General features: G+C 73.3%; 10 protein-coding genes. All 10 read right to left on the bottom strand.

The genetic code is table 11. The annotated features are described in order from the left end of the window. Nucleotides 1–42: 42 nt before the first annotated feature. Complete coding sequence (locus IE295_RS04030; protein WP_190061995.1) at nucleotides 43–1,377, bottom strand: glutamine synthetase family protein; 1,335 nt, start codon at nucleotides 1,375–1,377, stop codon at nucleotides 43–45. Next, a complete protein-coding gene (locus tag IE295_RS04025; RefSeq protein WP_190061994.1) occupies nucleotides 1,374–2,804 on the bottom strand; it encodes a SidA/IucD/PvdA family monooxygenase in 1,431 nt (476 codons plus the stop codon). Before IE295_RS04025 ends, IE295_RS04030 begins: the two co-directional genes overlap by 4 nt. 12 nt (nucleotides 2,805–2,816) lie before the next feature. Further along, the gene (locus IE295_RS04020) at nucleotides 2,817–4,052 is read right to left on the bottom strand and encodes an NAD(P)/FAD-dependent oxidoreductase (RefSeq protein WP_190061993.1); all 1,236 of its coding nucleotides are present in this window, start codon (nucleotides 4,050–4,052) and stop codon (nucleotides 2,817–2,819) included. Nucleotides 4,053–4,081: 29 nt separating this feature from the next. Further along, nucleotides 4,082–5,371 carry an ATP-grasp domain-containing protein gene (locus IE295_RS04015; RefSeq protein WP_190061992.1) on the bottom strand — a complete coding sequence of 430 codons (1,290 nt, stop codon included), beginning with the start codon at nucleotides 5,369–5,371 and terminating at the stop codon, nucleotides 4,082–4,084. A 512-nt stretch (nucleotides 5,372–5,883) separates the two neighbouring features. After that, nucleotides 5,884–6,414 (bottom strand): gamma carbonic anhydrase family protein, encoded by a 531-nt coding sequence (locus IE295_RS04010; RefSeq protein ID WP_190061991.1) that lies wholly within the window; start codon nucleotides 6,412–6,414, stop codon nucleotides 5,884–5,886. A 162-nt stretch (nucleotides 6,415–6,576) separates the two neighbouring features. Beyond that, nucleotides 6,577–7,245 carry a DedA family protein gene (locus tag IE295_RS04005; protein ID WP_190061990.1) on the bottom strand — a complete coding sequence of 223 codons (669 nt, stop codon included), beginning with the start codon at nucleotides 7,243–7,245 and terminating at the stop codon, nucleotides 6,577–6,579. Between the two features lie 157 nt (nucleotides 7,246–7,402). After that, nucleotides 7,403–8,107, bottom strand: coding sequence for a hypothetical protein (locus tag IE295_RS04000; RefSeq protein WP_190061989.1), 705 nt, complete (start codon nucleotides 8,105–8,107; stop codon nucleotides 7,403–7,405). Between the two features lie 40 nt (nucleotides 8,108–8,147). Further along, entirely contained in the window at nucleotides 8,148–10,727 is a 2,580-nt protein-coding gene (locus IE295_RS03995) for a glycosyltransferase (RefSeq protein WP_190061988.1), read from the bottom strand. 2 nt (nucleotides 10,728–10,729) lie between these two features. Further along, nucleotides 10,730–13,738, bottom strand: a complete 3,009-nt coding sequence (locus IE295_RS03990; protein WP_190061987.1) for a glycosyltransferase — start codon at nucleotides 13,736–13,738, stop codon at nucleotides 10,730–10,732. After that, nucleotides 13,735–14,535, bottom strand: coding sequence for a glycosyltransferase (locus tag IE295_RS03985; RefSeq protein ID WP_190061986.1), 801 nt, complete (start codon nucleotides 14,533–14,535; stop codon nucleotides 13,735–13,737). Before IE295_RS03985 ends, IE295_RS03990 begins: the two co-directional genes overlap by 4 nt. Between the last annotated feature and the right edge of the window lie 48 nt (nucleotides 14,536–14,583).

The raw sequence follows: 14,583 nt of genomic DNA, 5'->3' as shown, positions 1-14,583 counted from the left end.
CTCGGTGTCGGATGTGGGGGGTGCTGGGGGTGCTGGTGGCGGTCAGACGGAGTCGGCGTACCGCTCGATCTCCCAGGGGGTGACGAGGCGGTGCCACGCGGCCCAGTCGGCACGGGAGTTGCGGACGAGGGCGTCGGCGGCGAGGTCGCCCAGGGCCTCGCGGACGGTGGTGTCCTCCTCCAGGGCCCGCAGCGCGGACGGGAGGTCCGTGGGCAGCGGGAGGATGCCGCGCGTGGCGAGGTCCTGCGGGGTCAGCTGGTCGGCCGGCTCCTCGCACGCCGCGGGCAGCTTCAGGTCGCGGTCCTGGCCGTCGGCGAAGGCGGCGAGGATGCCCGCGAAGAGCAGGTGGGGGTTGGCGGACGGGTCGGGGCTGCGCATCTCCAGCCGGACGGAGCGGGGCACCTCGTTGTTCCCCACGACCTTGAAGGCGGTGGACCTGTTGTGCCGGGCCCAGCTGCGGTGCACCGGAGTGCCGGAGGCGGGGACGAGGCGCTTGTAGGAGTTGACGGTCGGGTTGCCCAGCGCCGTCAGGGCCGGTGCGTGGTCGAGGACGCCGGCGAGCGAGCCGCGGAAGAGGGCGGACATGCCGTCGGAGTCGGTGCCGTCGTGGAACAGGGCCCCCGAGGATTCCCCCGTACCTTCCAGGGAGACGTGGACGTGCAGCGCGTTTCCGTAGAGGTGGGCGAGGGGCTTGGGCATGAAGACGGCGGACAGGCCGCGGCGGCGGGCCATGACCCGTGCCGTGTGCTTGAGCAGCAGCAGGCGGTCCGCGGTGGCCAGCGCGTCGCCGTGGCGGAACACGAGCTCGCGCTGGCCGGCGCACACCTCGTGGTGGTGCCCGTCGACGGTGAGGCCCATCAGCGCCAGGGCCTCGGCGATGTCCCGGCAGACCTCGTCGGCCTCCTCGTCGGCGCTCAGGTCCCAGTAGCCGGCGCCGTCGGCCGGTTCGCCCGCGGTGCCGGGGGATCCGGGCCGCAGCAGGTAGAACTCGGCCTCGACGCCGAAGACGGGACGCTGTCCGCGCGCCTCCGATGCCCGGACCGCCCGCCGCAGCACCGCGCGGGGGTCGGCGGCGAACGGCCGGCCGGCGGTGTCCAGGACGTCGCAGAAGACCATGCCGACGGTGCGGCCCGACGGGGTGGTCCAGGGTCGCCGCACGTACGTCGACGGGTCGGGGACCAGGCGCAGGTCGCTGTGCTCGGGGTCGCCGTAGCCCAGGAGCACGGACCCGTCGAGGGTCCAGCCGCCGTCGCGCACCTCGGCCCAGCGGGCGGAGGGGATCTCCAGGGTCTTGAGGCGTCCGGCGATGTCGGTGAAGAGCAGCTGGACGAAGTCGGCGTCCTGCACGAGGCCGGCGGTCGGTGAAGAGGTGGTCATCGCTGTACTGCTCCCCAGGTGTCCATGTGGTTCAGGCCGTGTGCGGTGGCGGTCGCGGCCGTACGGCCGCCGGACCGGGCCCCGGCCGCCGCTCTGTCGTCGGTGGGTACGCCCGGGACGTACCGGGCCAGCACCCGGTCGGAGAGCAGGCCGAGGGAGCTGAGGTTGGGGAACCCCGGGCCCTGCGCCAGGGCGGCGAGGTTCGGCAGGTGCAGCGGCGCGGGCAGGCCGGGCACCGCGAGGGAGGCGTCGATGGACCGCTCGATCCTCTCGCGCGTCACGGCCCCGCCGAGCGCGTCCCGCAGGGCGTCCTCGGCCCGGGGGCCGAGCAGCCCGGTGAACCACAGCGCGTCGCCGCCGGTCGCGTCGACGACCAGGTCGGCCCGGTGGACCAGGTGCCGCTCGCCGTACGCGATCTCCACCGCCACCTGGCCGTCGGCGGGGCGCGTACCGATGACGCGGCCCGGCTCCCAGGAGACGTTGCTGGTCAGCGCGAGGTCGCTCTGCACTTCCTGGGAGAAGACCGCGCGGTCGGTGCGCCGGATGAACTCCTGCCGGTCCGCCTCGGACAGGCCGGCCCAGCCGGTGGGGTCGCTGTAGTAGCGGTTCTCGAAGGGGCTCTCGCCCCGGCTGTAGAGCGTGGCCCGGGGGGCGACGACGGTGACCTTGCGGTCCTGGCCCAGGGCGAGTTCCCGCACGATCGTGCCGGCGGTCTCCCCCGCCCCCACCACGATCACGGTCCGGGCCCAGTCCGGGAAGCCCTCCACGGCGAGCTTCCAGAAGCCCGCGGTGTCCAGCACGCGGGTGCCGTCGGCCGGCACCGCGCCCGCGGCCGGGCCCGGCCCGGAGACCAGGAGGCCCCGGCCGTGCACCGCGTGGTGCTCCGCCCCGTCCTCGACGGTCAGCGTCCAGGTGCCGTCCCGCAGTTCGGCGGCGCGGACCTCCCCGGGGACCGTGCGAAGGCCCGACCGGTCGGCCGCCCACTGCAGGTAGTCGGCCCACTCCCGGTGGCTCGGCTGCGGCCGGCCGCGGTCGATCCAGCGCGCGTACAGCCCCCGGTCCTGCAAATGGCCCGCCCAGCTGAAGCCTGCCATCCGCTGGGCGATCTCACCCGTGACCGGGTCCTGGGGCTCGCCCCAGGTGGTGCAGTCGTACGGGAAGCCGAGGTCCTTCTCGGGCAGGGTGCCGAGCCGCTGCCTGCCGTTGGTCCAGCCGCGCCCCGCCAGCCAGTTCGCGGCGGTGCGGTCCCGCTCGACCGCGACGACCTCGGGGACGTCGAAGCCGGCGGCGCGCAGCACGCTCGACTTCACCGCGAGGGCGACGGCCTTGGGTCCCGCGCCGATCACCAGGAGGGGAGCACCGCCGTGGCGGCTCGTGTCCCGGGTCCCGGCGACGGGGGCCGGGGAAAGCGTTGATGACTGTGACATGGTCGCTCCTGCTCAGAGGAAGCGGGCGGGATCGAACGCGGAGGGTATGCCGTCTCCCCGGCCGCCGCGGATCCGCTCCGCCAGTTGTTCCGGCATGACCTGCGAGTACGGCATGCCGTGGCCGTTGAACGCGGCCATCACCCACAGGCCGTCCGCGCCCGGCCAGGCGCCGACCAGCGGGCAGCGGTCCGGGGTGAACGCCATGACGCCGCTCCACGCCCGGACCACCGGCACGCCGGTGGCCTCCGGCAGGAGGGCGGGCAGGGCCTCGGCCAGCCGGCCGGCCAGCTCGGGCGAGAAGGCCGGTGTGTTGTCGTCCTCCGGCAGGTCGATGCCCTCGTCACGGCCCGGGACCGTGTTGCGCAGACCGCCGATGAGCAGCGAGCCGTCCGGCGTCTGACCGCCGTACACCAGGCCCCGGTCGAGCCCCCACTGCGGAATCCGGAAGGACACGGGTGCCGTCTGGACCAGCTGGCCGCGCACCGGGGTGATGACCGGGGCGAGCTCGGGCAGCAGCCGGGGCGTCCAGGCGTTGAGCGCGACGACCACCTGGTCCGCGGTCACCTGGCCGGCGTCGGTGGTGACGAGCCAGCCGCCGCCGGGGGCCGGTTCCACGGACGTCACGGTGATGCCGCACGCGAACTCCGCGCCGTGGCGCGACGCCGCTGCCGCCATGCCGCGCACGTACGCGACCGAGTGGACCGCGTCCTGGTCCGGCCGGTGGAGGGCGCCCAGGACGGTGTCGGGGAGGTCGGTGCCGAACGCCTCGCGCGCCGCCGGGAGGTCCAGCCAGTCGGCGGCGATGCCGTCCGCCCGCAACGCCTCGGCGGTGCGCTTGAGTTCGGCGGCCTCGTCCTCCTCGACGGCGAGGTCGAGCTTGGCCGTGGGGAAGCGGGTCGCCTCCAGCCCCTCCCGCGCGGCGACTTCGCGCACCAGGTCCCGGTTGACGAGGGTGGCCCGGTAGATGGCCAGCGCCTCCTCGTGCCCGAACTTCTCGATCGCGAGGGCGTGCTGGGCGTTGCCGCCCTGGATCAGCCGTCCGGCGTTGCGGCCCGAGGAGCCCATGGCCGGGCCGGGGTTGCGGTCCAGCACCAGGGGCCGCAGGCCGGCCCTGGCCAGCCAGTAGGCGAGCGTCGAGCCCATCACGCCGGCGCCGAGCACACAGACGCCGGTGTGCCGCGGCAGTGCCGCGCCGTTGGTGGTCCAGGCCGGGCCGGTGGCCAGCCAGTAGGAATCAGGAGATTGCATGGAAGTCCTTGTCGGGATGCCGGCGGCCATCAGGTCCAGCACTCGGAGCTGGGCAGGCGGCGGGCGGGCGGCTCGCCGGGGGCCGCCGGGGAGGTGACGACGGAGACCGTCGCGGCGATGCGTTCGGCCCGCTCGACCGCGGTCGCCGTGTCGTCCCCGACGGCGATGACGTAGCCGAGGCGGTGCAGATTGGTGGTGACCGGTTCGACGACGTCGCCGGGCCGGGTCAGCAGCACCAGCCGCTCGCGGGCGGGGTCGAGCTGTGCCGCCGCCTGTGCGACGCCGTCGATGCGGCGGACGACGCCGGGCTCGCCCGTGAGGAAGCGGATCGCCGCGCCCGAGGTGAAGGCGGTCCTCTCGAGGGCGTCGGTGTCGACGGGCCGGCCGAGCGCGAGATCGGCGGCGATGCCGTAGACGTCCACCCCGCTGGTGAGCCGGATGAGGTCCAGGATGCAGTCGCCGGCGGGCCGGGGGTTGACCTCGATGATCCGGGGGCCGTCGGCCGTGAGGATCATCTCGGTGTGCGCGATGCCGTGGTCGTAGCCGACGGCCTTCAGCGCGGCGGCCGCGATGTCGCGCACCTCGTGGCCGAGCCCTGTGTCCAGGCGGGCCGGGACGGCCTGACCGAGCTCGACGAACGAGTCGCCCCGGGTGCTGAGCTTCTCGGTGCAGGCCACGACGACCGTGCGGCCGCCGACCGTGACCGTCTCGACGCTGATCTCCTCGCCGATCAGTTCTTCCTCGGCGAGGAGGCTGCCGGCCTTGGTGAACGGCGCCGCCGCGTCCCAGGCCGCGTCGAGCTCGCCCGCGTTCCCGGCCCGCACCACGCCGCGCCCCGCCGAGGAGTCGGCGGGCTTGATGATGAGGGGGAAGGCGAGACCGTCGATCGCCGCCTGCCGGTCGGCCGTGGCGGCGACGGTCGCGTCGAGCACCCTGAAACGCGGGCCGGGCACCCCGGACTCGGCGAAGCGCTCGCGCGCCCAGGTCTTGTCGGTGAGGTTGCGGAGCGTACGCGGCGAGCAGCCCGGCAGGCCGAACTCCTCGGCGAGGCGCGCCACCAGGGGAAGCGTCGAGTCGAGGAAGCCGATGACGCCCTTGTCCCCCGGGGCCGCGGCCAGCGCGGCGCGGCAGGCTTCGTACACCTCCTCGGCAGGGCGTTCCGGAGAGAGCGGAATCTGCTGTTCCGCCAGCCTGAGATAGGCGGCGGTGGCGCTCTCCGCGACCGCCAGCCCGAAGTCCGCCCGGGCGGTCCAGGAGGACAGCGCCTGTTCGCGCAGACAGCCCACACGGACCAGCAACAGGAGGGCTTTCGCGTCCATTGCCACAACTTTCGTTCAAGAGAGGTCATTTGACAGCGCGGAGCGCGGGCCGGCGATCACCGCGCGGCTCGGCTTCGGTCCCTGCGGCGGCCGGAAGTGGGAAGTGGCGACCGAGTTGGATCATGAACCCGGGGTTGACGAGATGTCAACGAAAAGATGAACAAACAGCAAATGTCGCCTGAACGGCAGATGAACTCACGTGACCGTGACGGATGGCCGCACACCAGGCCACCGCGACGGAGGCGAGCATTCCGCTGAAATCCGGGCATGCCTGACGGAACGCCAGATACATGAACGGTTTGAATAGCAGCAGTTCAGGAGGCGCTTGGGGTAACGCTGGGGGGAATGCTGGGGGAATCATGCGAAGCCGGCGGCCGACGCGCCGGTACGCCGACGCTCGACGGGGCGCTCCACGCGCTCGACAGGGCACTCCACGCCGTGCGTGTGCCGTCGGGCGTATACCGTCGTGCGTTTGCCGTCGTGCGTTTGCCGCGGGAGCCGGCCCGCGGTGCTCAGCCGCCGAGGGCCGTGCGGTGATCGCGGGCCAGGCCCAGGTACATCGCGGCGTTGATCCTGATGTGCTCGCGCTCCTCCTCGGTCAGCTCCCGCCGGACCTTGGCGGGAACTCCGGCGACGAGCGAGCCGGGCGGCACGTCCATGCCCTGCGGGACGAGCGCCTGGGCGGCGACCAGCGAGCCGGCCCCGATCGTGGCGCCGTTGAGGACGGTCGCGCCCATGCCGATGAGGACGTCGTCCCCGACCGTGCAGCCGTGCAGCACGGCGTTGTGCCCGACGGTCACCCGCTCGCCGACGGTGACCGGGAAGCCCGGGTCGACGTGGACGGTGCAGTTGTCCTGGATGTTGCTGTCGGCGCCGAGGACGATCGGACCGCAGTCGGCGCGCAGCACGGCGTGGTACCAGACGCTCGAGCCGGCGGCCATGGTGACGTCCCCGAGCACGACGGACGTCGGCGCGGTGAAGGCCTGCGGGTCGACGTCCGGCTCCTTGCCGCCCACCCCGGCGATCAGCGCGCGCTCCCCCATGGTCCTCTCCTCACCCCGTACGGCCTGTTCCAGGGCACGCTAGTGGGTGGGCACCGGCGCCGCGCCCGCGTGGGGCCAAGATCACACGCGAACGGCCCCCGGCTGTCGCCGGGGGCCGTCGTGTGTCGTGCGTCGTGCCGTCGTTTCGAGGAGCGGCGTCGCTTACTCCGCCGCGACCGCCTCGGTCTCGGCGGGGCGCCCGGCCGGATCCGCGGCGGCCTGTGCGGCCCCGGCCTTCTTGGCCTTGATCCGCATCACGACGAACGAGCCCAGGCCGAAGAGCACGGCGGCGACCAGGCCGAGCCAGGAGAACTTCTTCAGCCACTCCTCGGCGACCTTGCCCACGGAGTAGATGACCGCGACCGTACCGCCGGCCCAGACGATGCCGCCGAGGACGTTGGCGATCAGGAACTTCCAGTACGGCATCTTCAGCACGCCCGCGAGCGGGCCGGCGAAGATCCGCAGCAGAGCAATGAAGCGGCCGACGAAGACGGCCCACATGCCCCACTTCTGGAACGACCGCTCGGCGGTGGCCACGTGGTGCGGGCCGAAGTGCTTGGGGAACTTGCGGCCGAGCCACTCCAGCAGCGGCTTGCCGCCCTTGCGGCCGATGAGATAGCCGATCGAGTCGCCGACGATCGCGCCCGCGATGGCGCACGCGCCCAGGACGTACGGATTGATGTGGTCCTGCGTGGCGGCGAGCAGCGTGGCGCTGACGAGGACGATCTCACCGGGAAGCGGGATGCCCAGGCTCTCCAGCCCGATGACCCCGCCCACCAGGAGGTAGACGGCGATCGCCGGAACTGTCTCGAGCCACTCCTGGATGTGCAACGCCGGTTCCTCCCGTTGAACGACCTGCTTCACGGGGTGCGCCGCGCGGAGCACCCCGTGAAGCCTACTGGAGGTGAAGACTCACCGAGGCGCTCGACGGTTGAGGCCGGATGGCATCGATCCGGTTACGTGTTCGACCGCGAGCGCTGCGGTGCGGTTACGCCTTGGGCGCCGTGGACCCCATGGCGATGAAGTGGAACGGCAGGCGTCCCCACGTCCCACTCGTGCTCGCCGTGTAGATCGTGGCTGTGGTCGTGGACACGCCCGCGACCGTGACGATCGCCGTCGCACTGCCCAGCGCCGCAGTGGCCACGACGACGGGCGGCGAGGTGAAGGCCTTGGCGAACGTGATCGTGAAGGTCGAGGTCCCTCCCCAGGTCGCGGTGAACCCGGATCCCGCGATGATGTTCGCGTTCGCCCCGATGGTTCCGTACACCCGATGCTCCACCGGCTGCGGGGGCTGCGGAGCGCTGACGCGGAAGCTGAGCTTCGAGGTGGTAGCGCCTATGGCGAGGCCGTCCGGGACGGTGCGGTCGCCCGGGGCGGCGGTCGGCAGGGCCTGGACGTTCACGGAGTAGAAGCCCTCCGGCTTGTTGCCGATCGCCTCGGCCTTGAAGCGCACGAGCCGCCCGTCGGGGTCGCGGCTCTCTATGGGCAGCGGCCGGTTGATGCCCGCGTCCAGGTTCATGAAGCGGATCTCGCCGGTCGGGGGGAAGACCAGGCCCTCGGGGAGCTTGACCTGGATGATCTCGCCCGGGCCGACCGGGTCGCCGTCGACGTAGACCTCGATCGCGAACGAGGCATTGGCCCCGGGCTGCAGGACCTGCGGGTTCGGGGTTCCCTGAGCGATGTGGAATGCCATGTTTCTGCTTCCTCTTCTCTCGGTGTTTCTCGGTGAGTGGTCATCCGTCGGTGACGGGTGCCTCGTGCGGGGGCCGGGCGCCCGGGGTGACCCGGTGGTAGGCCGCGAGCTGCGCGGCGGCGATCCGGTCCCAGTCCAGGTGGGCCACCGTCGGCGGCCCCTTCGCGCCCAGCGCTGTGCAGCGGTCCGGGTCGGCGGTCAGGGCGACGATGGCGGCGGCGTAGGCGTCGAGGTCGCCGGGCGGGACGCGTACGCCCACGTTGTCGGTGACCAGGTCGCGTAGGCGGGGGATGTCGAAGGCGAGCACGGGGGTGGCGGTGGCCAGGGCCTCGGCGGCGACCATGCCGAAGGTCTCGTGGCGGCTGGGCACGCAGGCCAGGCGAGCGGAGGCCAGCAGGTCGAAGCGGGCCGCCCCGTCGACGCGGCCCAGCCAGCGGACGCGGTCGGTGATGCCGAGCTCGGCGGCCAGGGCGCGTGCGGCGCCGGCGTGGGGGCCGTCGCCGGCGATGTGCAGGCCGGCGGTGGTGTGCGGGGCGGCGAGGGCGTAGGCGCGCAGCAGCAGGTCCAGGCCCTTGGAGGTCGTCTCCAGGCGGCCGAGGTAGAGCACGTGGTCGCCCCGCTCGAGGGCGGGCCGGGTGAATGCGGCCCGGTCGACGCCGTTGGGGATCACCTCCACACGCGCCGCCGGATTGCGCCCGCGCAGCTCCGCGCCGAGGTCGTCGCTCACGGCGATCAGAGTGGTGTGGGAGGCGAGCCCGCGTCGCTCGACGGCGCCGAACGGCAGGTGGAACTCGCGGGCCTTGTCCGCGGCGAACAGCCACTGCACCAGCCCGACCACCGGCCTGCGGGTCAGGTGGGGGACGCAGACGGAGGAGAAGGGGGCGGCGAAGTCCTCCACGATGACGTCCGGGTCGTAGCGGCGCGTCAGCCCGCCCAGCCGGGTGACGATGGCCGCGAAGTAGGCGATCTGGGAGGCGAAGCGGCTGCGGACCAGCGGTCCCAGGTGCGCAGGCAGCGGCACGTAGCGGACGCCGTCGCGGACAGTCGCGGTGGCGCCGGGCCAGGGCGCGACCATTACGGTCACCTCGACTCCGCGCGCGGCGAGCCGCCGGTTGATCTCGTGCGTACGGACCGAGCCGCCCCCCGCGCCGGGCCGCCGGGGATCCTCGAACCCCAGGTGAAGCACCCGGTACGGCCCCGGGCGCCGACTCCGGGTACGGACGGCCAGGCCCGCGCCGGACAGCACGGCCAGCGCTGCGAGGGCCCACAGTGCGGGGTACGGTCGCAGGGCGAGCAGCGCGCAGCAGGCCACGGCCCCCGCGACGAGCGGGCCGGCGGCCCCCGCGGCCGGGCCGAGGCCGGGAACCCGGCGCCGCACCCGACCGGTGATCAGCATCGCGACGGCGCAGGTCACGGCGGCCGAGCACCAGGCCAGGGCAAGAGGGCGGGCGGCGGTGAGCGCGTAGCCGACGCCCCCGGTCAGGCAGGCGAGAGTCAGCGGAATGACGGCCGGGCGGGCCGGGCCCCAGGCCTGGAAGACGACGGTCGTAACCGCGATCGTCGCGGCCGCGAACCCGGCCAGGGCGAGCGGCGGCAGCAGCGCGGCCGACGCGGTGTAGTGCCGGGGCAGCACAAGCCCGGTCAGCGCGTCGGGGCAAGTGGCGATGGTGACGGTGACGGCGACGCCGGTGACCCAGTGCAGTCGCAGCGCGGTACGGAAGCGATCACGCGCCGCGGGGGACGGCCCCGCCGCGAGCCGGGGGAAGACGACGGTGGCCAGAGCGGTCGACAGGAAGAGGGGCACCCGGGCGAGGACGAGCAGGGCCTGGTACGGCGCCAGCTCCGCCGACCCGCCCCGCACCGCCGCCGCGGCCACCACGTCCAGGGTGAACAGCACGCACGTGAGGACCTGGATGCCGCCGATGGCGACGGCGTGCCGCCACAGCCCGTGGTGCCCGGGCGCCGGTTCGCCGGCGGCGACCGCTTCAGGCCGCGCCAGGTCCCCGCGCAGGGCGACGAGCCCGGCCACCGAGGTGACCGCCGCCCCGGCCGCGAAGGCGCCGATCGCCCCCGCGCTTCCCCACCCGGCCGCGACGGCCGCGACAGAGGCGGCGACGCGGACGGCCACCTCGGCGACGTGCAGCACGCCGAGCGCGGCGAAGCTCTCGCGGCCCTGCAGATAGCCGGCGCCAACGGAGTTGAGCCAGAGCATCAGGCACGCGGCCGCCAGCCCGGCGAGGGGGCCCGGCCCGGCGTACGAGGCGACGGCCCCGCAGGCTGCGACGGCCGTCAGGAAGGCCAGCCCCGACGCCAGCCACAGGCAGGTGCGCACCGAATGCCGGCGTCGTGCGCTGCCGGGGGCGCTGTCGGCGACCTCGCGGGCCAGGACCCAGGGCACGGTGGCCCCGGCCAGGGTGCCGACACTGAGGAGCACCGAGGAGACGGCTGCGTAGATGGTGAAGTCGGGCGCGGCCAGGCGGTGGACGAGGAATAGCGAGAGGCCGTAGTTTCCCGCGCCGACTAGCACGGCGGACAGCGCGAGGTGCAGGGCTCCGTGGACCGTCCCCTTCTCCTGGTTCTCCTGCGCCGCGGGCACGGCGGGAGCGGCGGTCGTCACCATGGTCACCCCGCCCTTCCGGAGCGGGCGGTCAGGGCTCGTACGTCGTACACGCGTAGCGCGCCGACGGTTTTCCCGGGCTCGCTGTGGACGAGCCGGGCCTCACGCTCGAGCACTCCGGGCAACCGGGAGCCGATCCGCGCGTACCCCTGCTGCACGAGTTCGGTGGACAGTACGAGGTAGTCGATGCGGTCGTGCTGGAGGTCGGCGGTGGTCTGCCAGTTGGCGAGCCGGGCGCCGGGCAGGACGAAGGAGGTGCCCTCGTCGGTGGCCGCCACGACACTGCCCTCGGGCAGGTGCGCGCGGGACCAGGCCAGGGTCCGCCGGAGGGCGTCGTCGTGGCGGGTGTGGACGCGCGCCCAGACCACGGCGTTTACGGTCAGGGCGAGAGCGGCGAGCACCGCGACCGTCCTGATCGCCGTGACCCTGTCCCGGAGGAGGATGTCGGCTGCGAGCGTCAGGGCCGCGGTGCTGGTGACGACCAGCGGATAGAACATCTGCTCCTCGAGCGTGCCCACCGCCACCGCGTACATCAGGTGCAGCAGCGTGCAGGCCGCCCATGCCGTGATCAGGGTCCGTCCGGGGCGCCCAGTGAAGAGCCGGGGGCTCCGTAGGCGGGAGAACAGCAGCCATGCGGTGGCGGCGGTGCCGAGGGCGATCAGGGCGTAGGGGACGGCGAACTGGCCGAGCTGGACGAGCAGCCGGTCGGTGAACGCCACCGAGCCGTCAACGCTGTTGAAGCCGCTGATCTGCTTGATGCCCATGGCGCGGGCGACGCCGTCGCTCTTCTGCGCCCACCAGGCCGCCCAGTTACCGGTGGCCGCGGTCGCAACGACGTACACCGTGTAGCCGGCGAGCGTGACGGCAGCGGCCGTCAGCCGCATCCGCCGCACCTCGCCACGCGCGGCAAGACCCAGCACGGTGACGGGCACGAACGTGCCCAGCGCGTACGGCTCCTTGGTCGTCACCGCCAACGCGAACAACAACCCCGCCCCCACGCCGGCGGCCGTCCGGCCGCGCGAAGTGCCCGGGGTACGGGCGAGCACCAGCATGCCGAACGCGGAAGCAGCCGTGGCCTGGGCCTCGAGCATGACCCGGCTGTCGAACCGGTTCAGGAACGGATCCAGCGCGAGGAACAGCCCGGCGGCTAGGGCCAGCGGGGCACGCACCACACGGCGCAGCAGCGCCGTGACCGCAACGACGGTCAGCGCCCCAGTGACGGCCACGACGGGCCGCAGGTCCAGCACCTGGTGCAGCAGATCGCCCGAGGCCCGGCCGGTGACGCGCATAAAGGCCGCCAGCAGCGCGAAGAGAGCGGGCGGGTGGAGCGCGAAGAACTGGCCGTCAAATACGGGTCCTTGACCATCGGCGAGATGGCGGCTGATGGCCGCGTAGTAGAGCTCATCGACAAACACGTCGTAGGAGCGGCCAAGGGAAACCAGCCGCAGGGCGAGTGCGAGGGCGAACAGGGCGCCGAGGACGGCGGCCCGGCCTGCGGCGCGGCGGCGGCCCGTCTCATCCCGCCGCGCCCGGGCAGGGGGGTGGGCCTGCCAGCCGAGGACGTCGTGGTGCCGGGCCAGGCGGATGGACACCCGCTCGTCGGCGGGGTCGACGCCGATGCGGGTGAGGACGGACGCCGCGTCACGTTCGTCGGCGCCCAGCAGCAGGAGCCCGGGGCGGGGGCCGGTGAGGTCGACGAGGTCGGTGGCACGCAGGGAGGCCAGGTCGGCGCGTTCGAGAAGGGCGGCAGGAGCGGTGACGAGGGTGCACGCGTCGGTGACGGTGCGCCGCTCGGCTGGTGCCCTGCGACGGCCCGTGCCCCGGCGTAGCCTGCCCTCCTCGGCCGTCAGGACGGCGAGGAGGTGGGAGGCGGTGGCCGTCCAGCTGAACCTGGCCGCCCACGACCGGCACTCGGCCTCCCAGCGGGCGGCGTCCTGCGGTGATTCGACGGTGCGCAGGGCCTTGGCGAGGCCGGAGGCGAGGTCCTCGTCGGGGCTCAGGAGCCAGCCGGTGACGTCGTGGCGGACGGTGTCGCGTAAGCCCGGGACGTCGTAGGCGAGCGCGGGCACTCCGGCCGCCGCGGCCTCCATCACCGACAGCCCCCAGCCCTCGGCGAGCGAGGTGGTCGCGGTAATCCACGCGGATTCGACGAGGGCGTCGCGCTCCTCGTGCGGAACCCGGCCGTGCAGGACGACGCTGTCGCCGACGCCGAGCTCGTCCACGAGCGCGCGCAGTGGTTCACGTGCCTCGCCGTCACCGACGATGTGCAGTTCGGCGCCCGGGACTTCGAGGCGGAGGGCGGGCATGGCCCGGACGAGCCGATCGACTCGCTTTTGCGTGACGAGCCGGCCGACGCAGACAATGCGCGGCACCGGCGCACGGTGGCGCGGCCCGGTGGCGGGCGGCGGGACGGGGTCAAGGCCGGCGGGGGCGAAGTGCACCGGGCCGCGCACGGCGAGCCGCCGCCGGATCTCCGCCCGAGTCGAGGGCGACACAGCACACACCGCCCGCCGCCCATACACCAGACCACTCCCCCGCCCCTCCAGCCACCGGCCGACGCCGGCGACCGGACGCGGAAACCACAGGGCGAACTGCCCCTGGTGAACGTGGTGAATGAGCAGCACCACAGGGGTGCGACGGCGCAGCACGAGGGGGGTGAAGAAAGGGATGCCGTTCTGCGAGTCGATCACAGCCGCCACACTCCGGCGGTGACGCAGCAGCCACAGCAGAACGAACACGTAGACGGTGAACCGGCCGCCACCGCGCACAACGGTCCCGAAGCCGGTGTCCTCGCGACGGGCAACGGCCCGGGGCCGGGAGGTCAGATAAGTGACGCGGACGCCCGCGTCATGGAGCCGGCGGGCAATCTCCTCGCAGTACAGCTCAGCGCCTCCCGCCTGGGGATGACGCCCGTCGCGCCAGTTACAGACCACGACATGACGGCCCTGCCAGTCCTCGGCGGCGGGCAGAGCGGCCCGTAAGTCCGTCAGGTCCGTCGAGTCCGTCGGGTTCACCCCGCCTCCCCAACAGCACGCACGGAGGAAGCGTGATGCCCGACCCGGGACGGAAGGCGGTGCATCGTCCGGTGCAACCGCCACAGCTCACCGGCCACCCGACGACCATCAGCGAACGGCCGGAAACTGGAACCCTCCTGATCGCTCCACACGACCGGGAACTCAGTCAGCCTCAGCCCTAAGGACCGGGCCCGCGCGATCACCTCAAGGTCGAAAGCGAAGCCCGTAGTAGTGACATCGGCGAAGAGCCGCCGCGCCGCCCCCGCCTCGAAGAACTTGAACCCGCACTGGGTGTCCCTGACCGGCCCGGAGAACCGCCGCGTCGCCAGCCGGAACCCCACCCCACCCAACCGCCGCAAGGCCGGCTGACGGACCGGGATGCGCGCTCCTGTGCAGCGGCGGGAGCCGATGACGACCTGCCAGCCGTCCCGCAGGAGTTCGACCGCGTCGTCGATGGCGGTGGCGGGGGTGGCGAGGTCGGCATCGCAGAACCCGACCCATCTGGCCCGCGTGGTGACCATGCCCCTGGACACGGCCGCTCCCTTGCCGCGCCGCGAGCAGCCGGTGACGGAGATGGGGATGCCGGAGGCGGCGAGGCGGTCCACGCATTCGGCCGTGCGGTCACTGCTGCCGTTGTCGACGACCCGCAGCGAGGCGGTCAGAGGCTTGCCACGCAGGTGCGCGGCGAGGGCGAGCACGGTGGGGCCCAGGCGCTGCTCCTCGTTGTAGGCGGGGATGACCAGTTCAAGATCACAGGCAGCGGCGGTCGGAGGCTCTTCCGTGCGGGGGCGTTCCACTGCGGTCTCTCCTTTTCGCGTCGTGCGATGGCGGGTGGTGCGGGGACA

The organism is Streptomyces griseocarneus (genome assembly GCF_014655595.1).
GTDB classification, from domain to species: domain Bacteria; phylum Actinomycetota; class Actinomycetes; order Streptomycetales; family Streptomycetaceae; genus Streptomyces; species Streptomyces griseocarneus.
This window is presented reverse-complemented; position numbering and strand designations above follow the sequence as displayed.